This is a genomic window from Spirosoma sp. 209 (assembly GCF_002006735.1).
Lineage (GTDB): Bacteria > Bacteroidota > Bacteroidia > Cytophagales > Spirosomataceae > Spirosoma > Spirosoma sordidisoli.
In genome coordinates this window covers 191,348-211,469 of sequence record NZ_MVEC01000004.1, presented here as the reverse complement: position 1 = coordinate 211,469, position 20,122 = coordinate 191,348, and the positions used below count along the sequence as shown (strand labels likewise).

Sequence of the window (20,122 nt, the reverse complement as noted above, 5' to 3'; positions counted from 1 at the left end):
TAGTAGTCAATTACGATATCACTTTCAGTCCTTCGGCAAAGGCCTGCATCTGGGGCATGGTACCCAGGCTCACGCGGCACCAGTACTGACCGTCAAATTTCCACTGACGGATGCTTACGCCCTGGCTCATCATCTTGGCTACGAAGTCCTCGCCCTTCATGCGAATCGGGAACAGCACGAAGTTAGTGCCCGACGGCAGGTATGTGTAGCCGTTGGTTTTCAGGGTTTCGTACAGGTATTCGCGCGCTTCGAGGCCTTTGGCCAGCGAATACTTGATAAAATCCTGATCGGTATAGCAGGCCAGACCGGCCCGGATGGTGGTCATTGTCAGACCGCCGGGTCCCCCGCCCCACTTGCTGATGGCCGCCAGCGTATCGGGCTGGCCAACCAGATAGCCCAGCCGCAAACCAGCCATGCCGTAGATTTTTGAGAACGTACGCGCGACCAGCACGTTCTGGCCTTTTTTCACGTTGTCGATCACCGAGAATTTGGCCGGGTCGCTGGTGTAGTGAATATAAGCCTCGTCGGCAAACACGGGCTTTTTGGCCGACACCCGGTCGACAAACGCCCGCAGCGCCACCGGATCGATGGTTACGCCCGTTGGGTTGTTCGGGTTGTTGATGTACACCATGCTCGTATTGTCGCCGATGCGCTTTTCCATCTCGGCCAGGTTGTGGTCGTAGTTGCCGGCCGTCAGGGGTACTTTCTCCCATTTGGCGCCGTGCTGAACCGCGGCCCGCATCAGCTGCTCGTACGTAGGGTCGGCCGAGATGATCGTGCCGCCGGGCTTGGCGTAGCTGTAGTGCATCGCAGCCGCAACCAGCAGTGATCCCGAACCGGGTGCCAGCAGTACCTGCTCTTCAGCCACACCTTCCTGCTCAGCAATCATCTTACGCAGCTGGGTAGCGTACTGAAACGGATACAGGTAGCCTTCCTGCGCAGCATCGTTGATGGCTTTCAGCGCCTTGGGCGACGGGCCGTAGGGGTTCTCGTTGGCCGACAGACGGGCTTTCATGGCGCCTTTGGGCGGCAGCACCGGCGCCGTTGGAGCGGCATCGAGCCATGGTTCACAATATCCGGCCTGTGCCGTTGCAAGACCTAATCCAGAAACCAGACCAGCCCGCAGCCAGTCACGACGATTGATTGACATAATTGTGTATAAGTTGTTGGTAATGGGGTTTCCTGTAACGGATATTGGTTTACAGCCAGCCGCTGCCCCAGGGCAATAAGCCAGCCGTAAACCAACCTCTGCTTACGTATTAATTGACACCTTGTACTCGGGACAGCCGCGAGAAGGCCTGTCCTTTGTACTCACCTGACCAGGTCAGTTGAACACTACTACCCGCTCTTGGCGCCGTTACGCCCAGCTCAGCCCAGGTCTTTGTCAGGCTGGCTTTACCGGTTCCGTCAGTTTTGAGATCACCGAGTGCTTTCCCGTCACGCGTGGTCAGCCTTACGGTCAGCGACGTCACCGGAATCGAATCGATCCCGACTTTATTATCCAGAATACCACTTTTGTCGAGTTCGTAGATCCGCACGCCCATCACGACGGGGCCCGTCACTTTCTGCGATACCACGGGTTCGGCCGTCAGGCCACCCCCATCGCCGGTAGCGTTGTCGATCACGACCAGCACCGGAGCGGCTACGCGGTCGATAAACGGATCGTCTTTCTTCATGCAGCCAGCCAGCGAGCCCAGGGCCAGCAGCGCCATTATCGGGTAAATTCTATATCGTTTCATTGGTCGATAATCTTGTTTGTTGTACATGCGATCTTACTTCTCCGCCCACCACAGTTTCGACTTGGTGTCGTTTTTACCGCCAATCATCTCGACGCCTTTCTTGTAGTTGGCTTCGTTCAGCGATACTTCAGAACCCGGATAAGGCAGGCGGGTGGGCAGAACGCCGTCGTTCTCGAATACCGCGCGCGGATCTTTGGCAGGCAGCACCGGCAGGCCCGTACGGCGATACTCGGTCCAGGCTTCGAGGCCCTGGCCAAACAGCGCGATCCATTTCTGCTCCATGATTTTCTCTTTCGATACGGCCCCAACGGTTTTCAGGTAGGCGTCCGACACTTTCAGCCCGTACTGATCGAACGAAGCGGTTATGCCTTTCTCGAAATAGCTCTGGGCCGACCCGCTGATATCGCCATCCTGAGCCGCTTCGGCCAGGATCAGGTTCAGCTCGGCAAAGGTCATCAGCACTTCGGGTGCCGTCTGCTGAATGAAATACGAACCGATATTCGAGCTGACACCCAGGTAGGTAGTGGCGATGGCGTCGGGCAAACCGTTGGCGTGGCCGAGGTATTTACCATCCTTGTTGGGCTGGGCAAACACCGTCAGGCGGGCATCGCCCAGTTCCGTGAGCCGGTCAACGAACGTCTTGCTCATGTTCCAGTCCGTACGGCTGTCGTTGACCATAACCATGTACAGCTCGTTGCTGCTCGACAGGACCGTGGTGCATTTCAGGCTCGCGTTGTCGGCGTTGCTCGTGAAGATGGGGTACTTGGCCGGATCGCCCAGAATCTCGGCCATGATGGCTTTCGACTCGGCGGGTTTCTTGACCGCCTGCCGGTTAGCCAGCCGCAGCCGCAGCGAGTTGGCAAACTTCTTCCACTTGGTAATGTCGCCGTTATAGAGAATATCGCCCGACACGGCCGGCCCGCCAACGGTCAGCTTGTCGTTGGCCGTTTTCAGGTCGGCCAGCAGACCAGCGTAGATCTTATCCATCGAGTCGTAAGACGGGCTGTAAACGGGCGTATCGGTCGTGCCTTTGAGCGCTTCCGTATACGGGATAGGGCCGTACAGATCAGCCAGCAGCGAGAACGTCCAGGACCGCATCACCAGCGCAATGCCTTCAAAATTGGTGTTCTGATAGGCCGCACCGGGCTGCGACAGGGCAATGATCCGCTGGTAGTTGACCAGACCGTCGTTGAACAGGGCTTTCCAGTTGTTGTTGTAGAAAGCCGGGTTCAGCCCGTAGTTGTCGCCCTCGTTGGAGTAGATATTACGCGAGAGGTACTGCATCCAGAGCATAGCCCCGTCCAGGTTGAGCCGCTCGAAGCGGGTTCGGCCACCCCAGGAGCGGTCGATGGTGTATTCGAGCGCGTACGGCAGCAGAAACTGCGGCCCAAGACTGGTGGGGTTGTTGGGGTCCACGTTCATCTTGTCAAACTCCTTGGTGCAGGAAGAGACCGTCAGAAGTGCCGCTATAGCGAGTAAGAATGTGCGTTTCATAGTTAGTCGTTTTCCGTTTTCAGCGGCCGGCCGGCGGTACTGGATGGCCCCGTTGCGACCTGTCCGGTACCGCGGTCCGGCCTACCGATACCCATTAAAAACTTAGATTCAGGTTAACCCCTACACTGCGCGACGAGGGTAGCTCGCCATAGGCAAAGCCCTGCTGGTTACCACCAAACCGGTCAACTTCCGGATCGATGTGCGGGTGGTTGCTGAACAGCATCAGCAGGTTCCGGCCCACGACCGAAATCTTGGCCGAGCGGATAAACTTACCGGCCAGCAGCGAGGCAGGCAGGGCATAGCCGATGGTAGCTTCGCGCAGCTTCACGTACGACCCGTCGTAGATAACCGCTTCGTGGTACCGGCGTGGGTTGTTGTAGCTATAGAGCGTGCTGGCGGGCATGATAACCGTGTTAGGCACATACTGGGGGCTCTCGGCCGTACCGATGTTGACAACGCCCTTGCCGATGATGCCTTCTTCGCGACCAACAGCGGTCTCTTCGTACTGGCCTGTCCAGCGGGCGGTACCGGTTCCTTCATCGTAGAAGTCACCCCCCATTTTCACGTCGACCAGGGCCGACAGAACGATGCCTTTATAGCTCACCGTGTTCAACCACCCACCGGTCCACTTCGGCTGAATGTTACCCAGCACTTTGGGGTCCGTAGCAACGACCGGCAAGCCGTTCCGGTAAATGATCTGGCCATCCGGTGCCCGCTCGAAACCGATCCCGAACAGGGTGCCGTAGGGCTGGCCCACGCGAGCCTCGGAGTTGAGGCCCTGGCGGGTGTTGAGCACGTAGGTAGTCAGGCCGTCGGCGAGGGCGTCGACCCGGTTGCGGTTGCGGGCGAAGTTCAGCGTGGTTTCCCAGGTCAGGCCCATGGGCAGCCGCACGGGCGTACCGGTCAGTACGATCTCGACGCCCTGGTTGGTCAGCTGACCGGCGTTCAGTATCCGCTGGTTATAGCCGCTGGCTTTCGAGATGTCGACGGCCAGAATCTGGTTGCGCGATGTCTGCTTGTAGTACGTCACGTCCAGGCCGATGCGGCCTTTCAGGAAACGCAGGTCAACACCCAGCTCGGTGCCGGTGGTGATTTCGGGCTTGAGCGTTGCGTTGGCAATGGTCGTGTTTTCGTAGAACTCAGGAATCGATCCGTTCCAGGAACCACCTGCCCGGAAGGTCTGGGCCAGCTGGTAGGGGTCGGTGTCGTTACCCACCTGCGCCACGCTGGCCCGGATTTTACCGAACGACAGCACGTTGCTCTGAATACCCAGCAGCTCGGTCAGCACCGCCGAGGCCGAAACCGATGGGTAGAAGTACGAACGGGCTTCGGTGGGCAGCGTGCTCGACCAGTCGTTACGGGCCGTAGCGTTCAGGAACAGCGAGTTACGCCAGCCGAATTCGACCGACCCGAATACGCTGTTCATCTGCGACTCCCGAATGGTACTTTCGGCCGTGTTCTGGCTCGGGTTCGAGTTGGCCAGGTTGTAAACGCCATCTACGACCAGCTGACCCACCCGGGTGAAGTTGCGCTTGTAATAGTTGATGCGCTGTACGCCCCCCAGCTGCACGGTCGTGGTCAGCTCGGACGTGATGTTCTTGTTGAAGGTGAACAACAGGTCGTGGTTCGTTTCCTGCCGGCGCAGAATCTCTTCCGAGTACTGGCCCGGCGTCTGGTTCCCGTTCCGAACCCGCTCAAAGTTGATGATGTTGATCCGCGTATCGGACCAGTAGTCGGTACCGCTCCGCAGCATGACGCTCAGCGACGGCAGAATTTTGTAGTTCAGCGCCATGTTGCCTACCAGCCGGTCTTTGTCGTTGGTGAAGGGCAGCAACTCGGTCAGGTAATACGGGTTGGTAAAGAATGTGTGCTGCCAGTTCGGCGGATCGGTATCGGCCGGGCGACCGGGTAGCGCACGCTGGATGTGCGTAGCCGAATAATCGCGCCAGTTGCGGATCTTGGTCCAATCGGTCTGGCGGTGCGCCCAGATAAACTGCTGCCCTTCCTGATAGCCCCGGTTACCACCCGATTTTACGTATTCGGCCGAAATCGATACGTTCAGCTTGGGCGTGAAGTTGTAGTTGGTGTTCAGCTTGTAGTTGTTCCGGAAGAAATCATTGTAATACATGATACCATCCTGGGTAAGCCGCCCCACACTCAGCCGGAAATTTCCTTTGTCGTTACTGCCCGACAGCGCTACGTTGTTGGTAAACGTTTTACCCGTTTGCCAGTAGTCGGCGTAGTTGTTGGGAGTCGGGGTCAGGGGCGCCACGCCGGTACCGCTCCACCAGTGGCGAACCAGACGCCCGTCCATGGGAGCGCCCCAGCTTTCGTCGGTGCCTTCGGTGCCGCTCAGCGGAGCCAGCGGGCCATAAGCCGACCGGTATTGCGCTATCTCGGCCGGGTTGGTGATGGCCCCGCTCCAGCCGTCGGTATACCAGGTACGGTAGCCGTTACCACCGCCGTAGGTGTTCTGAAACTGTGGGGTAATCCAGGGGCGCTCGAACGTGGTGTTCGAGTTGATCTCGACCCCGATCCCTTTGGTACCCGCGCCCGATTTCGTCGTGACCAGGATAACCCCGTTGGCCGCCCGCGAGCCGTAAAGCGCAGCTGCGTTGGGCCCTTTCAGTACGCTGATATCCTGAATGTTATCCGGGTTGATTTCGGAGAGACCACCGCCAAACTGTTTTTCGCTGGTTTGCTGGATCGGTACCCCGTCTACAACGATCAGGGGCTGGTTGTTGCCCGAGACCGAAGCTGCGCCCCGAATCTGAATGGCGGAGCCGCTGCCGGGGCCGCCGTTGCTGCTGATACGCAGACCGGCTACTTTACCCGACAGGGAGTTGGCTACGTTGGTGGCCCGGGCTTCGGTGAGCGAACCGCCTTTGATTTCCTGCACCCCGTAGCCCAGTGATTTTACTTCTTTCTTGACCCCGAAGGCCGTTACGACCACTTCGGAGAGCGAGCGCACGTCGGACCGGAGGGTAAAATCCAGCACCGACCGGCTACCGACTTTCATTTCTTCGGTCATGAACCCAATGGAGCTGAAGGTCAGAACAGCCTCGTCGTTGGGCACACTCAGCGTATATTTTCCTTTTGAGTCGGTCGTGGTACCGACCGACGTCCCTTTCAGCACGACGTTCACGCCCGGTAGCGGTCCCTCCTCGGCCGAACTCACCGTGCCCGTCAGTAAACGGGACTGCGCCTGAGCGGTTAATCCTGCCAGGCACCAGAAAAGAGCGTAGAGTAATAGTTTTCGCATGTTAGTTAGGTTGTTTTAACGAGTTGCCTGCGCCCGGTCGTCCGGGCGATGCCGAATACTAGCCGCCCGATCCGAATCGCCCGAAACCAACCGGGCGCAATGCAACCGCTTCTGCAGACCGTAGGGTTGCAGATACATGAAGTACATTCAGCTAAAAGGGTACGTGTTGCTGCCTCGTCCTATCCACACGCGCATGGATCAGGGGATGGGCAACGCTCGTTCTGACAGCATTCCGTCCAGCAGACGGCTAGCTATACTCCTGACCGTTCGCCGGGCGAAACGGAAGTAGGATGTCATCGACTGCCCCACAAGTGCGGCCAGTGAACAGTCGATACGGGAAGTTGTTCTGTTGTACTAAAAATCGATGTACCAAATATAGGCCCTTAATCAAATATCCAAATAACATTTTGATAAATTTTATCGATACATCAATAATATTCTACATAATCATACTTTATCAAAATATACTACAAGTCTTAGAGAAAACTTTTTCTTGCTTTAGTCCTACTTTAATTTCTTTCTGTAATAATCCTATGGGAGTTGTATATCTATGGATTTAAGGGCAATTTTGACCCCGTTTTCCATATAATTATTATTTCTCCCCTACTTGCTTATGAGGTTATTTGTACGCAGTATACTTCTCATACTGCTTTGTTCATCAACATTCATGGCTGCGCTGGCTCAGGATCGGACGATCTCAGGTCGGGTCACATCGGCCGACGATAACCAGCCTATTCCCGGAGCCAGCGTGGTGGTACGTGGCAGCACACGGGGTACAACGACCGACGCGAACGGTAATTTTCGCATCCAGGCCACTCGTGGTCAGGCACTTCGGATCAGCTTTATCGGTACCACTACACAGGACGTTACTATCGGCAACGCTGATGTAATCAACGTGGCGCTGAAGCAGGAAGCCAACGCGCTGAACGAAGTGGTGGTTACCGCGCTCGGGATCGAGCGGGAGAAACGTCAGCTGGGCTATGCCGTTACCGAAGTAGCCGGTCAGGATCTGGCCAACTCCCAGCGCGATAACTTCCTCAACGCCATTCAGGGCCGGGTGGCCGGGGTTCAGGTCGGCACATCGAGCGGGATGCCGGGCTCGTCATCGTCGGTCATTATTCGGGGTATCAACTCGCTCAGCGGCAACAACCAGCCGTTGTACGTGGTAGACGGTATGCCGATCAGCAACAATACGATCTCGAGCAACAACTTTGCCTCGTCGCGGGCGGCCTCGGGTCAGTCGACCGAAAACCGGACCGTCGATTTCAGCAACCGGGCGCAGGATATCAACCCCAACGATATCGAAACCATTACCATTCTCAAAGGCCCCGAGGCCGCAGCCCTCTACGGGGTCGAAGCTGCCAACGGTGCCATTGTGATCACCACCAAGAAAGGTCGGTCGGGACAGGGTCGTATCAGCTATACCAACAGCTTCACCTGGCAGCAGACCGGCCCGCTGCCCAAAACCCAGCGCGTTTACGGGCAGGGTAACAACGGCGTCAGCAACAATACCAACTTCAACGCCTTTGGGCCGCGGATTCCGGAAAACGACACCTTGTATAATAATGCCGAAAATTTTCTGCGTACCGGCACCGGCCAGCGGCATAACCTCTCGTTCGACGGTGGTACCGATCGGTACACGTACCGGCTGTCGGCGGGGTATACCAGCTCGGAGGGCGTTATTCCAACCACTGACTATAAACGACTCAACATCACCCTGGGCGGTACGGCCAAACTGACGGATAAACTCTCGCTCGAGTCGACGATTCAGTACATTAATACCGACAACCGGAAGGTATCCAAAGGAGCCAACAGCTTCCTGATCGGGATGCTCTCCTGGCCCGTTACCGACGACATGAGCGACTACCTCAACCCCGACGGATCGCGTCGGCGGGCTACGGTGGGCAATACGGAAGTCGAAAACCCGTATTTCGATATCAACAAGAACCTGCTGCGCGACCGGGGCAACCGGGTCGTTACCAACGTGGGGGGCAATTATACCGTAGCCGACTGGCTGACGCTATCGGCCCGCGTCGGGCTGGATGCGTTCTCGACCCAGTACCTGATCAAATACCACCCCGAATCGAACCGGTCGGGCGGGGTCATTGGCGGGGCGCTCGACCAGGCAACCGACAACAACCGCACCCTTACGGCGCAGTATTTTGCGACGCTGAAACGCACTTTCGGCAAACTGGATGCCTCGCTGCTGGTTGGTCAGGCCATCTACGACTACCGATACGAAGTGCTGGCCACCCGGGGTGAAAAATTCCTCGACCCCAACTTTACCTCGATCAACAACACCGATCCGCTGACGCAGAAATCGCTGTCGACGCTTCGGCAACGGCGGCTCATCGGGGCCTTTGCCAACGCTACCCTCGATTATGACAATACTGTAACGCTGACCCTGACGGGCCGTAACGACTGGTCGTCGACGTTCCCGATTCAGAACCGCTCGTTCTTCTACCCGTCGGCCTCGCTGAGTTTTGTATTCACGGAGCTACTGCCCGATGGCGGCCTTCGCAAGGCGCTGAGCTACGGTAAGCTGCGTTTCTCGGCTGCTCAGGTGGGTAAAGAAGCCCCCGAGTATGCCACCACCCAGGCGTATGAGAACCAGACCACCACGGGCGGTGGCTTCTCATACGGCTTTACGGCGCCCAACCCGGTGCTGCGGCCCGAGAAAGTGACCTCGGTAGAAGTAGGTACCGAGCTGAAGTTTTTCAACGGCCGGTTTGGTATCGATGCGGCTTACTACCGCACAACGAGCGTGGCCCAGATCATCCGCGATCTGCGCATCAGCTACGGAACCGGCTTCGTGCTGAAAACCATCAACGGCGGTAAGCTCTGGAACAACGGAATCGAGCTGTCGCTGACGGCCGAACCGATCCGGCAACCCAATTTCGGCTGGAACACGACCATCAACTTCACCAAGACCGACAGCCGGCTCGAACAGCTGGCCCCGGGCCTGACCGAGTTCTACAATTCTGACTCGAACGTCTACAGCAACATCCGCAACGGATCGCGGCTGGGCGGCCCGCTGACCACCCTGACCGGCAACAGCTACCTGCGCAACGCGAAAGGCGACATTCTGATCAGCCCCCTCTCGGGTCTGCCCCTGACCGAAACCGTCTGGAACGTCGTGGCCGACCGGAATCCGGACTTTGTGATCGGTTTCCTGAACTCGTTCCGCTACCGCGACCTGTCGCTTAACTTCCTGTTCGACATCCGGAAAGGGGGCGATGTATATAACGCGACCGAGTCGTACCTGTACCGCACCGGCCTGAGTACCAAAACCCTCGACCGCGAAACGCCCCGCGTATTTACGGGTGTGCTGAAAGACGGGCTCGAAAACTCCGACACCCCTACCCGCAATTCGATTCAGGTTGTCCCTTACTACAACAACAATTTTTACACCTCGTTGGCCGACGAGACCTTCATCGAGCGCGACATCAACTGGGTTCGGCTGAAAGAAGTAACGGTGCGGTATAACCTGCCGACATCGGTGCTGGGCCGGTCGCGGATATTCAAATCGGCCAGTGTGTTCTTCACGGGTAACGATCTGTTCCTGCTGACGAACTACACCGGTGGCGATCCGGGCGTAAACGCGGTCAACACGGCTACGGGTGGCTCGGGCGGCTTCGGTATCGACTTCGGTAACCTACCCCTGCCCCGGGTATTCAACGCGGGTATCAACATTGGCTTATAACGTATCAACAACCATGCAGTACAAAAAACTAACCGGACTCCTGCTAACTGGCCTGGCCCTGATGCTGAGCAGTTGCAACGAGTATCTGGATATAAACAATAACCCCAACAACCCCGATAAAGTCGAGGCTGCTCTGTTGCTGGCTCCCATCGAGAACCAGTACGTTTTGGGTATTCAGTTCGACGCCCGCTACATCGGTTCGTACGTGCAGAACTGGCATAACGCAACTTCGGGCGTTGTCTGGGATGCGCAGGGCTATACTCCGTCGTCCGATGCGGGTGGCGAATTGTGGCGTAGTGTTTACTGGAAAGGGGGCCGTAACCTGCTCAACCTCATCGACGATGCCCGCGCGGGTCAGAAGTGGGACTATCTGGGAGTCGGCCTGCTGATGCAGGCCTGGGGCTGGCAGATGCTGACCGACGTTCACGGCGAGATCATTCTGTCCGAAGCCTACGACCTCGATCCGAACAAAAACACCTTTGATTACGATACCCAGGAGGCCGTATACGCCCGGGTGGTCGAGTTGAGCCGCGAAGCGATCCAGAACCTGAACCGGGCCGATGGAGCCGTATCGCAGGCCGCTCTGGCCCGGGGCGACGTCCTCTACAAAGGCGACCGCCTGAAATGGAAGAAGTTTGCCTACGGCCTGCTGGCGATCAACGCCCACCACCTGTCCAAAAAAGCCAGCCTGTACAAACCCGACCAGGTGATTGCCTATGTCGACAGCGCCTTCACCAGCAATGCCGACGATGCGCTGTTTACCTTCAACGGCCTCAGTACCGCCGATGCTTCATTCTTCGGCCCAGTGCGGCAAAACCTGCAGGTATACGGCCAGTCGACGTTCATTACCCGGCTGCTCGACGGGACCAACACGGCCTTCGGTGGCGTAAAAGACCCCCGGCTCCCGATCATGCTGGCCACCAGTGGCGACGGCCAGATCCGGGGCATAACCATGGGTCAGGGCCAATCGACCGCAGCCAGCGTTCCACTACCTACCCGAGTAGTGAGTCCCTGGGGTACGCAGCTGGGCATCAACCCGCCCGCCGGCACAACCGGCCGGTACATTTTCACCGACCGGGGCCCGTTTCCGCTCATGACCTACGCGCAGCTTCAGTTCATCAAGGCCGAAGCCGCCTTCATCAAAGGCGATAAGGCAACGGCGCTGGCGGCTTACCGCAAAGGCATCGAAGCCCACCTGACCGCTCCTTACGTAAACGTATCGGCCACCGACCGGGCTGCCTACCTGGCCAACCCAGCCGTAGTCCCCACCGCCGAGAATCTGGCGCTGAACCAGATCATGCTGCAGAAATACATTGCACAGTGGGGATGGGGCTTCCTGGAGCAGTGGGCCGATATGCGCCGGTATAACTACGATGCCAATGTATTTACGGGGCTGACCCTGCCGACTACGTTCTACATCAATAATAACGGCAAAACGGTACAGCGGCTGCGTCCGCGCTACAACTCAGAGTACGTTTGGAACGCCGATGCACTGGCCAAGATTGGCGGTCTCGAACTTGATTTTCACACAAAACCGCTGTGGTTCACCCAGCCGTAACCGCGATTTTCTCCTATCATGAAGCATTCATTCATTCAGTTTATTGCCATGGGCGCGGCCGTACTGCTCGGCTGGTCGTGCGAAAAGAATACCCTGACGCTCCCCGTCGAATCGGTAACGGGCGGAGCGCGGGTTAAGCTGATCCATGCGGCTCCTGAAGCGCCGGGCGTCGATCTGCTCATCGGCGGCAAAAAATTCAGTGGCTTTACTCCAGCCGGCGCGTCGACGACCAACCCCGGAACGCCCGTCCCGATCCGGTACGACAATACCTTTCCGGAGCGCGGGGCCAACTACACCATCGTACCGGCTGGCGCATCGGAGGTCACCATTACGGCCCCCGCCACGACGACCGCCGGCAGCGCCACCGTTATCAGCACCCAGAACCTGACGCTCGATGACAACAAGTATTACTCCCTCATCGTGGCTGGCAACGCGGCCCGGCAGGAAGTGGTCCTCGTCAACGATGATTTCAGCGGAGCGCTCGATCCCAGTAAGTTTTATGTTCGCTTCGTGAACCTGATTGCCGGCCAGAACTACGACCTAGCCCTGGCGAGCGCCAATGCGCCGGCACTGGTAGCCAATCTGCCCTACAAAGGCGTGTCGCCGTTTGTGCCGGTCGATGTGAGTAACAATGCATCGTTTGTCATTCGGGCATCCGGCTCTGTAACCCCCGTCGGCACTTCTCTTTCGTTTACCAATACAGCCAATGGTCGGGTACTGACGATCTACGCACGAGGTATTGCCGGCCGCACCGGCACCGTTGCCCCCGGCATCAATATCTACACGAACCGATAGTTTACCAATTGCTTCATTACGACGCGCTCTGGCTTTCGGGCCGGAGCGCGTTTGCGTTTTCAGTGTACCATCGGTTGAACGAAATCCGTTTCTGCGAGTTACTCGTATATAACCGGGCACCTGTTCATGGCCCTATGGGGTATCGCATTTATATATGTAGTTGGCTGATTTGTATTGGCGAGTTCGGTCTGGCCATAGCCCAGTCTCCTGATTCGACCCAGAAACCTGCGCCCCAAAAAGCGTTCAGTCTGTTCCCGATTCCGGTTGTTTACTACACCCCCGAAACCCGTTTTGCCTTCGGAGCGGCCCTGTCGGCCACGTTCCGGTTCCGGCGCGACCATCGGCAGGTGCTGGCCGATACCGGACAAACCACCCTGACCGATTCTGACCGGCCGCGCCCGGCCAATATTCAGTTCATCGGGGCCTATACCCAGAACCAGCAAATTCTGCTGTACACGCCGTTTCAGATCTTTTATGATCAGAATCGGTACTACATCTACGGCGAGGCTGGCTACTATCGCTATACCTACAATTTCTACGGCCTGGGCCTCCGCGAAACGCCGGCCGAAACCTACGGAGTCGATTTTCCGCGTATCCGGTTGAATGCGTTCCGGCGGGTTCGGCCAAACCTGTACGCCGGCCTGCGGTACGAGTACGAAAAATACACCGTCACCTCGGTCGAACCCGACGGGCTACTGGCCACGGGTACGGTCCCCGGCGGGCTGGGCAGTCTTATTTCCGGCGTAGGTCTCGGCCTCTTGTACGACACCCGCAACACCATTTTTTACCCCGACCGCGGTATCTTCGCCAACATCTCGTACCTCGCTCATGGACGCGCCGTGGGTAGTGAGTTCAGCTACAACCGTTACGTAGCCGATGTGTCGTTATACTACTCGCTTACCCGCCGGGCCATTCTGGCCGTCAACTCGGTCGTCAGCCTGACGGGCGGCACCGCTCCGTTCAACGCCTTATCGCTGCTGGGAAGTGGCAAACGGCTGCGCGGTTACTACGAAGGCCGTTTCCGCGACGAAAATATGGCCCTGCTGCAAACCGAATTACGGCTCAACGTCTGGAAACGACTGGGTGCGGTGGTATTCGGCGGGGTTGGTATTCTTGGTGATAGTAATAAATTGCTAAGGCCCGGCGCGCCCAAGGTGGCTGCCGGAGCCGGCCTGCGCGGACGCATCAACGCCGATGGCCTCAACGTTCGGGTTGACTACGGCGTCGGTAATCGATCGACAGGCCTCTATGTAACAATTGGTGAAGCGTTTTAACCGGGCCGGATCAGTACGCCACCCCGTTGGCCAACCTCCTGCCCAGCCAGTGCCTATGACTCTCAGTATCATAATCCCCACGCTGAACGAAGCCGCCAACATTGGCCGGCTGGTGCGTGACTTAAAAAAATACGGAAACGATCAACTCGCCGATCTGATCGTTGTTGACGGCGGCAGTACCGATGCTACCGTCGATGAAGCCCGGCAGGCCGGAGCCCGGGTGGTGAACTCGCCCCTGCCCGGCCGCGCCAACCAGATGAACGCTGGCGCCAGCCTGACATCGGGCGAGGTGCTCTATTTCGTTCATGCCGACGTAACGATAAACCCCGATTTTGTTCAGGACATCGGCGCGGCCATCGCCAGTGGGAACGAAGCGGGCTGCTACCGGTTTCGGTTTGCCTCGTCGCACCCGCTGCTGCGGCTCAACAGCTACGGCACCCGCTTTTCGGGCCTGATGAGCCGCGGGGGCGACCAGACCCTGTTTATCACCCGGTCGCTCTTCGACCGGCTGGGTGGCTTTCGCGAACGGTACGTCATCATGGAAGATTTCGACATGATTGCCCGCATCCGACAGGTAGCGCCGTTCTGCATTATTCCCAAAGACGTAATCGTGTCGGCCCGAAAATACGAGTCCAACAGCTGGTTACGGGTACAGGTCGCCAACCTGACCGCGTTCTCGATGTTTTTCATGAAGGTATCGCCGGTACGCATCGCCCAGACGTATCGGCGTATGCTGCATTGATAAAGTAAAAATCAGGATAAAGTATATAATATTAATATAGTATCACTTTATCATTTTTACTTTCTACGAGTTATATACTTGTTATTACTCAATGTATGAAAACAGTCTTACTAACGGGCGCCAACGGTTTTCTGGGCGGGCATCTGTGCCGCGAGCTGCTGACACGCGGCTATGCGGTACGGGCCTTTGTTCGGCCGGGCAGCGATCTGCGGGCGTTGGCAGGACTGCCGGTCGATATCTGGACGGGCGACATCCGGGATTCGGCCAGCGTGCGGGCTTCGGTATATGGCTGCGATCAGATTATTCATGCCGGTGCACTGGCGCAGGTAAACCCGGCCCGTTCGCCCATGGTGGTCGAGGTGAATGTGTACGGCACAGCGGCCGTGCTGGCGGCAGCGGTACAGGCGCGGGTAGAGCGGCTGGTCTTTGTCGGAACGGCCAACGTGTTCGGGTTCGGCAGCAAGAAACACCCCGGCGACGAGTTGTTTCCGTACATGGGGAGTCGCTACGGCCTCGACTATATGGACAGCAAGCGGGCTGCTACGGATCTGGTGTTACAGGCCGTTCGGCAGGATGGATTACCAGCCGTACTGGTGCATCCTACGTTCATGCTCGGTCCGCTCGATTACAAGATTACCTCCAACGCCCTCCTGCTTGCTCTCTACAACCGGCAGGTTGCGGGCATACCGATGGGTGGCAAAAATTACGTGCACGTAGCCGATGTGGCTACGGCTACCGTTAACGCCCTGACTATGGGACGCATCGGTCATTCGTATATTCTGGGCAACGAAAACCTGAGTTACCGCGAAGCCTTTACGTTATTTGCGGAATGGATGCAGGTCCAGCCGCCCCGATTACCTGTTTTGCCCCCCATGGCGTCGGCCATCGGGCGACTGAGCGACTGGAAACATCGGTTTACCGGTCAGCTCGCCCGGCTGAATTCAGCCATGACGGCCGTTGCCAACGACGGCCACTATTTCAACGTCTCGAAAGCTCGTAATGAACTCAACTTACCCACAACTGCCCTCCGCAACGCCGTTGAGCAAGCCCTCGACTGGTTCAGATGTCAGCAACTTCTCGATTGATTCGTCTCCTGTAGCGCCGGCCCGGCCCGACTACGTGGCCCCCGTTCCGGCCGACAGACCGCGGCAGCCATTAACGGGTAAAGTAGCCATTGTAACGGGTTCTGAGTCGGGCATCGGCCGCGAAACGGCCCGCCAGCTGTGTGAGCAGGGCGCCAGTGTGGTTCTGAACGGCCTAAACCCGACCCGACTGGAACAGACACTCCGGGCCTTTCGGCAGGCGGGCTACCCGGCCGTGGGCTGCCTCGCCGACGTAACCGACTACGAACAGTGCCAGGCCCTGATCGATACTGCGGTCGAGAATTTTGGTCGCATCGATATCCTGATCACCAACGCCAGTATTTCCATGCGGGCCTACTTTGCCGACCTGACGCCGGACGTGTTCAGGCGAGTGATGGACAGCAACATCTACGGATCGGTTTACCCGCTCAAAGCCGCCCTGCCTTACCTGACCGAATCGGCCGGCAGCGTTACGTTTATCTCCAGCATTTCGGCCCTGAACGGTATGCCCAGCGGATCGGCCTACTGCGCGGGGAAAGCCGCCCTGTCTAACCTGGCCCACACCCTCCGGCTCGAACTCCACAGCACCGGCATTCACATCGGCGTGGTGCATATCGGGTTTACCCAGAACGATCCCGACAAGCGCGTTCTTGACGCTGCCGGGCAACCCGTACCCATTGCGTACCGGAATCCGCGCTGGCAGATGAGCCAGACGCAGGTGGCGCTGGCCATTCTGCGGCATATCCGCACCCGCCGGCAACGCACCATTCTTTCGCCCACGGGCATGCTGATTCATGTCATGACTACGTATTTTCCCCGCCTGGCCGACCGCATCGTTCTCTGGACCATGAAGCAGTGGCCCCGGTCGTATGAATAACCGGCTCCGCTGTTACAGCCCGATCGCCAGCCGCACGCCCGGATACACGTTCTTGAAGAAGCCGTTCATGTATAGCTCCGGCTGTACCCTGAACAAGCCTTTCTGATACACCGTACCACCCAGCTGGATGGTATTTCGGTCGAAGTAAGGCCCGCTTCGGTAGACCGGCAAGCCAACGAAGAACGACCCCAGCTGTCGGCTGAACGGGTTGGCTTTGCCCCCGCTGGCCGGTTGGTAAAAAGCGACCCCCACGGTCAGAAAATCGTTCCGGAAGGTTTGAAACCGACCGTCGGCGGCTGTCTGCGCGAAGAAGAAGCTGGACGAGTAGCCAATGCCGTAGCTAACGTTCCGGTATCGGTTCGGAATCAACTGCAGATCGAGCTTCAGCGACGGTACCCACTGGTTTCGGACCAGCCCGACGCCAAAGCCCGGCTGAATGCTGATGAAAGGCGCCCGGGCCAGCCCCGGCCCGATAAACTTCGCTTTCTCGTCGGTGCCCTGTACCATGTCGAACCCCATTTTCGGGTTGGTCAGGTCGTGCGCCTTGTACTGCTGTACAGATGCCAGCGCCGTTTCTACTTTTCCGTTGATGCCACCCCGCGCCAGCATCGGCCCAATATCGGCCAGGCTGTTGATAAACAGGTACATCACGAAAGCCTCCGACGCCCCTCTCTTACGGACGTCGCTACTGGCGGGTACGTCGGTAGTCCAGCTGATCTGCAGCGTATCCTGCTGCGTTTTTACGCTGAGCGGGGCATTCCGGTTGCGAAACCGAAACGACGACACGACCTGCGGCCAGACCCGCACCTCCAGCGACCGGTCGGGCTGCCCCAGCCGGAACCTGGCATGGACCGCATGGGTAGGGTTTTGGATGGTGTCGGCAACCTGCTGGTAGTCGGCCACGAACAGGCGAAGGACCGAGTCGACGTTCTGCCGCTGGCGAACCTGTGCGTACCGGTCAAAGCCGATCAGGAGTGTGTTGCGCTGCCCCAGATCGATCTCGATATGGCTCAGTCCGTCGAAATTGTGTTTGTGGTTGGGTGTTTGCAGATGCGACCCGGTTTGCTGGGCCATAGCGGTTCCGGTCATGCTCAGCAGGAGCACAACGAGCTGGCTGATTAAACGCATACTAAGGGGTTGATTTAAGGATTCAACGGGAGAGTTAAGGTCGGCGTAGCGGCATCAACGGGTGCGGGTCCGGGCGCACCCGTACCCAGCCGCACAAATCGGTCGGTGCGGTGCGGAGTAGGTCTGATTTCGTCTTCGGTTTGTAATTCATTCAGATGTACGACCTGAAACCGGCGGGTTTTAGCCGCCGACGTCGACGCGGGCTTACCGGCACTGGCAACCACCGCGGGCGTTGTGGGTACTGACGCTTCGGGGGCGTTTATAGTGGCTACAGGTTCTGCCAGAGTTTCCGGTAACTGCGGGTCGGCAGTAGTCTGGACCGGGGCGACGGCCGGAGCGGGCGATTTTCTGACTCCTCCGGAAACGACCGCTACTTCGCGTGGTACCGAAACGCGCTCCGGCGCAGGTCTGTACGTCCGAACGGGCGCCGAAGCAGCCGCTGGCGGAGCAGGCTGGCGCTCTTCTGTTTGGCGCGCCAGCCCGGTTGCCGACTCCGGCCGGGGGTTTACGCTCAGCCAGACAACCAGCACCGCGATCAGGCAGGCAGCTACTGCGCCCCCAACCCGCCACCAGGGCCAGCGGACGGGCTTTTCCTGCATGGCTGGCCGCAGCTGTTTCCAGACGCGGTCGGGGTCGAAGGCCGACCCGGGCGGTGGCCCATCGGGAAGCCGGTCGAGCGACTGCCGCACCCACTGATCAAGCGTTTCGTCGGGTTGCTGTTTCATAGCCGTATTGGGTTAACCAGGTCTGTAACAAAGCCCGGGCTTTGCTCAACTGCGATTTTGATGTGTTCTCCGAAATACCGAGCTGATCGGCTATTTCACGGTGCGAGAAGCCCTCGATGGCGTACAGGTTGAACACCGTCCGATAACCCGGCGGCAGCTCCCGAATTAGGGCGTAGATCCGCTCGGCATCCAGACCCGCATCGGGCTGGGGGTCCGGGTCGGCATACGCTTCGGCGCTGTCGTCGGTCTGGAACACCGGCAGGCATCGGTTGGCCCGCAGGTATTGCAGCGCTTCGTTGACCACGATCCGGCGGAGCCAGGCTTCCAGTCCGGTATCGGTGCGGTAGCTGAAGTCGCCAATCGCCCGGAACGCTTTCAGAAACCCATTCATCAGCACCTCTTCGGCTTCCGGTTCATTCCGGACATAACGGAGGCTCACCCGAAACAGTCGACCGGCATACTGATCGAACAGCCGCTTCTGGGCAAAGGCGTTACCCCGTTGGCATTGTTCGACCAGTTGCTGTGACATGCGATGAGTACGATTCGTATGGGTTTCAATGACAGTAATGCCTGCCCCGGCAAAAGGGTTGCCTGACGTATAAAAAAAGGGTCACTGCCCCCGGCAATGACCCTGTCGCGTGACCCTGCAGCCCAACGCCCTTACTCCCGCTCTACCGAACTGGCCCCCGACAGTTGTGAGCTGACCCGGGGCGCTCCCTGGTAGCGGACCTTACTGCCACCGCTGGCTTTTACCGTCAGCGCATCGGCGACCCGTACCCGCGCTGTACTCGCTCCCGAGAGGTCGAGTGAGGCCGTTGTAACGGGGTAGCTGAGGGTTTCGAGGGTGCTGGCGCCCGAGAGGCTGGCGCGCAGGTCGGTGCCGCTGCCCAGACCCGTCAGTACCGACGCGCCCGACAGGTCAGCGGTCAGCCGGCTTACGTTACTGTTCACGGCGGCTTTCGATGCACCCGTCAGTTCAACACGCAGGTCGGTCAGGTTGGTGAAGCCGGTCAGGGTCGACTGAGATGCGCCCGAGAAGCTGACCGCCCGAATCGTTGGCATGGTGATCGTGAACGCCATCGCATACCGGCGTTTGCGGGTGTAGTTGCGATACTGCGCGTGGAGCGTGCCGCTGCGAACGCTGACATCCAGATCGTCAACGTCGCTCCGGTTGCCTTTTACCTCAACGGCAAAGACCGAACCCGACCGGACATCGACCCGGAAGGCACTCCCCATGTCGAGCCGGTCAAAGTTTTCGAATGCCAGCGAGCGGGTTGTTTCTTCGTACGGTCCGCTATCGGGCTGACAGCCAGGCAGCAGGCCGATCAGCGCCAGAGCAGCTAAGCGAAAAATGAGTAGGTGATTCATAGTAGTTGTTGGTTTACCCCGCAAAGTTCACCCGCAGCCATCGGCCCGAAAGTAGATACAGCACGAATCGGCACATGAACCAGCTGGAACGTCGCATTTGTGGGATGAGCGGATGTGGGCCGGCTTCACCTACCGTTTACTCAAGCCCGCCCGGTCTATTTGGAAGTAACCCCTGTCCTGCCTTTCTTTAAAGCTGTCAACGGTGCCTTCCGGCAGGAAACAGACGCCGAAGAAGCCATTGATCTACAACCTGTTGCCTACTGGATACATTCCATCCGGCTTCGTCCGGGTGTCGATACACAGGGAGCACTAGCCAGCTCATGAGCAACGACCAGTGCGCCCTGAATCACAACGTTCAACTGCTCATGCAGCCAC

The 20,122-nt window shown here is 58.3% G+C and carries 18 protein-coding genes; 9 read left to right on the top strand and 9 right to left on the bottom strand.

All coding sequences use genetic code 11. The annotated features are described in order from the left end of the window. Positions 1–10: 10 nt before the first annotated feature. From B1C80_RS08645 to B1C80_RS28875, 5 genes are all read right to left on the bottom strand, one after another. On the bottom strand, positions 11–1,150 hold the full coding sequence (locus B1C80_RS08645; protein ID WP_077920676.1) for a histidinol-phosphate transaminase: 1,140 nt from the start codon (positions 1,148–1,150) through the stop codon (positions 11–13). Positions 1,151–1,259: 109 nt separating this feature from the next. Then, positions 1,260–1,739: a hypothetical protein gene (locus B1C80_RS08640; protein ID WP_077920675.1), complete on the bottom strand. Its 480-nt coding sequence runs from the start codon at positions 1,737–1,739 to the stop codon at positions 1,260–1,262. A 33-nt stretch (positions 1,740–1,772) separates the two neighbouring features. Further along, complete coding sequence (locus B1C80_RS08635) at positions 1,773–3,233, bottom strand: SusD/RagB family nutrient-binding outer membrane lipoprotein (RefSeq protein ID WP_077920674.1); 1,461 nt, start codon at positions 3,231–3,233, stop codon at positions 1,773–1,775. A gap of 94 nt (positions 3,234–3,327) precedes the next feature. Continuing rightward, entirely contained in the window at positions 3,328–6,495 is a 3,168-nt protein-coding gene (locus B1C80_RS08630) for a SusC/RagA family TonB-linked outer membrane protein (RefSeq protein ID WP_077920673.1), read from the bottom strand. Positions 6,496–6,510: 15 nt separating this feature from the next. Beyond that, the gene (locus B1C80_RS28875; protein WP_255376567.1) at positions 6,511–6,633 is read right to left on the bottom strand and encodes a hypothetical protein; all 123 of its coding nucleotides are present in this window, start codon (positions 6,631–6,633) and stop codon (positions 6,511–6,513) included. On the opposite strand from B1C80_RS28875, the gene B1C80_RS28395 reads away from it, so the two are divergent. From B1C80_RS28395 to B1C80_RS08595, 8 genes are all read left to right on the top strand, one after another. After that, positions 6,632–6,784 carry a hypothetical protein gene (locus B1C80_RS28395; RefSeq protein ID WP_161492742.1) on the top strand — a complete coding sequence of 51 codons (153 nt, stop codon included), beginning with the start codon at positions 6,632–6,634 and terminating at the stop codon, positions 6,782–6,784. The two genes, B1C80_RS28875 and B1C80_RS28395, sit on opposite strands and share 2 nt — an antisense overlap. Positions 6,785–7,162: 378 nt before the next feature. Then, positions 7,163–10,198, top strand: a complete 3,036-nt coding sequence (locus B1C80_RS08625; RefSeq protein ID WP_236648692.1) for a SusC/RagA family TonB-linked outer membrane protein — start codon at positions 7,163–7,165, stop codon at positions 10,196–10,198. 13 nt (positions 10,199–10,211) lie between these two features. Then, the gene (locus tag B1C80_RS08620) at positions 10,212–11,756 is read left to right on the top strand and encodes a SusD/RagB family nutrient-binding outer membrane lipoprotein (protein ID WP_077920671.1); all 1,545 of its coding nucleotides are present in this window, start codon (positions 10,212–10,214) and stop codon (positions 11,754–11,756) included. Between the two features lie 18 nt (positions 11,757–11,774). Next, positions 11,775–12,551, top strand: coding sequence for a DUF4397 domain-containing protein (locus tag B1C80_RS08615; protein WP_077920670.1), 777 nt, complete (start codon positions 11,775–11,777; stop codon positions 12,549–12,551). Positions 12,552–12,685: 134 nt separating this feature from the next. Beyond that, a complete protein-coding gene (locus tag B1C80_RS08610) occupies positions 12,686–13,825 on the top strand; it encodes a BamA/TamA family outer membrane protein (protein ID WP_129601014.1) in 1,140 nt (379 codons plus the stop codon). 55 nt (positions 13,826–13,880) lie between these two features. Further along, positions 13,881–14,567: a TIGR04283 family arsenosugar biosynthesis glycosyltransferase gene (locus B1C80_RS08605; protein ID WP_077920669.1), complete on the top strand. Its 687-nt coding sequence runs from the start codon at positions 13,881–13,883 to the stop codon at positions 14,565–14,567. A gap of 95 nt (positions 14,568–14,662) precedes the next feature. Then, positions 14,663–15,652, top strand: coding sequence for an NAD-dependent epimerase/dehydratase family protein (locus B1C80_RS08600; RefSeq protein ID WP_077920668.1), 990 nt, complete (start codon positions 14,663–14,665; stop codon positions 15,650–15,652). After that, positions 15,606–16,526 carry an SDR family oxidoreductase gene (locus B1C80_RS08595; RefSeq protein ID WP_236648691.1) on the top strand — a complete coding sequence of 307 codons (921 nt, stop codon included), beginning with the start codon at positions 15,606–15,608 and terminating at the stop codon, positions 16,524–16,526. Before B1C80_RS08600 ends, B1C80_RS08595 begins: the two co-directional genes overlap by 47 nt. A gap of 12 nt (positions 16,527–16,538) precedes the next feature. Here B1C80_RS08595 and B1C80_RS08590 read toward each other — a convergent pair whose 3' ends face one another. The 4 genes from B1C80_RS08590 to B1C80_RS08575 all read right to left on the bottom strand — a co-directional run bounded on the left by B1C80_RS08590 (position 16,539) and on the right by B1C80_RS08575 (position 19,747). Then, positions 16,539–17,654 (bottom strand): hypothetical protein, encoded by a 1,116-nt coding sequence (locus B1C80_RS08590; RefSeq protein WP_077920666.1) that lies wholly within the window; start codon positions 17,652–17,654, stop codon positions 16,539–16,541. A 14-nt stretch (positions 17,655–17,668) separates the two neighbouring features. Beyond that, a complete protein-coding gene (locus B1C80_RS08585; protein WP_077920665.1) occupies positions 17,669–18,379 on the bottom strand; it encodes a hypothetical protein in 711 nt (236 codons plus the stop codon). Next, positions 18,351–18,908 (bottom strand): RNA polymerase sigma factor, encoded by a 558-nt coding sequence (locus tag B1C80_RS08580; RefSeq protein WP_077920664.1) that lies wholly within the window; start codon positions 18,906–18,908, stop codon positions 18,351–18,353. Before B1C80_RS08580 ends, B1C80_RS08585 begins: the two co-directional genes overlap by 29 nt. Positions 18,909–19,039: 131 nt before the next feature. Beyond that, positions 19,040–19,747: a GIN domain-containing protein gene (locus B1C80_RS08575; RefSeq protein ID WP_077920663.1), complete on the bottom strand. Its 708-nt coding sequence runs from the start codon at positions 19,745–19,747 to the stop codon at positions 19,040–19,042. Between the two features lie 159 nt (positions 19,748–19,906). Between B1C80_RS08575 and B1C80_RS28390 the strand changes: the two genes are divergently transcribed. Next, positions 19,907–20,071 (top strand): hypothetical protein, encoded by a 165-nt coding sequence (locus tag B1C80_RS28390; protein WP_161492741.1) that lies wholly within the window; start codon positions 19,907–19,909, stop codon positions 20,069–20,071. Positions 20,072–20,122 lie beyond the last annotated feature (51 nt).

Bases quoted from the DNA above. Each gene is read 5' to 3' on its own strand.
- B1C80_RS08625 (WP_236648692.1), top strand. From the start codon at position 7,163: ATGGCTGCGCTGGCTCAGGATCGGACGATCTCAGGTCGGGTCACATCG.
- B1C80_RS08620 (WP_077920671.1), top strand. From the start codon at position 10,212: ATGCAGTACAAAAAACTAACCGGACTCCTGCTAACTGGCCTGGCCCTG.
- B1C80_RS08585 (WP_077920665.1), bottom strand. From the start codon at position 18,379: ATGAAACAGCAACCCGACGAAACGCTTGATCAGTGGGTGCGGCAGTCG.
- B1C80_RS08575 (WP_077920663.1), bottom strand. From the start codon at position 19,747: ATGAATCACCTACTCATTTTTCGCTTAGCTGCTCTGGCGCTGATCGGC.
- B1C80_RS08635 (WP_077920674.1), bottom strand. From the start codon at position 3,233: ATGAAACGCACATTCTTACTCGCTATAGCGGCACTTCTGACGGTCTCT.
- B1C80_RS08640 (WP_077920675.1), bottom strand. From the start codon at position 1,739: ATGAAACGATATAGAATTTACCCGATAATGGCGCTGCTGGCCCTGGGC.
- B1C80_RS28875 (WP_255376567.1), bottom strand. From the start codon at position 6,633: ATGTATCTGCAACCCTACGGTCTGCAGAAGCGGTTGCATTGCGCCCGG.
- B1C80_RS08645 (WP_077920676.1), bottom strand. From the start codon at position 1,150: ATGTCAATCAATCGTCGTGACTGGCTGCGGGCTGGTCTGGTTTCTGGA.
- B1C80_RS08615 (WP_077920670.1), top strand. From the start codon at position 11,775: ATGAAGCATTCATTCATTCAGTTTATTGCCATGGGCGCGGCCGTACTG.
- B1C80_RS08580 (WP_077920664.1), bottom strand. From the start codon at position 18,908: ATGTCACAGCAACTGGTCGAACAATGCCAACGGGGTAACGCCTTTGCC.
- B1C80_RS08590 (WP_077920666.1), bottom strand. From the start codon at position 17,654: ATGCGTTTAATCAGCCAGCTCGTTGTGCTCCTGCTGAGCATGACCGGA.
- B1C80_RS28395 (WP_161492742.1), top strand. From the start codon at position 6,632: ATGAAGTACATTCAGCTAAAAGGGTACGTGTTGCTGCCTCGTCCTATC.
- B1C80_RS08600 (WP_077920668.1), top strand. From the start codon at position 14,663: ATGAAAACAGTCTTACTAACGGGCGCCAACGGTTTTCTGGGCGGGCAT.
- B1C80_RS08605 (WP_077920669.1), top strand. From the start codon at position 13,881: ATGACTCTCAGTATCATAATCCCCACGCTGAACGAAGCCGCCAACATT.
- B1C80_RS08630 (WP_077920673.1), bottom strand. From the start codon at position 6,495: ATGCGAAAACTATTACTCTACGCTCTTTTCTGGTGCCTGGCAGGATTA.
- B1C80_RS08610 (WP_129601014.1), top strand. From the start codon at position 12,686: ATGGGGTATCGCATTTATATATGTAGTTGGCTGATTTGTATTGGCGAG.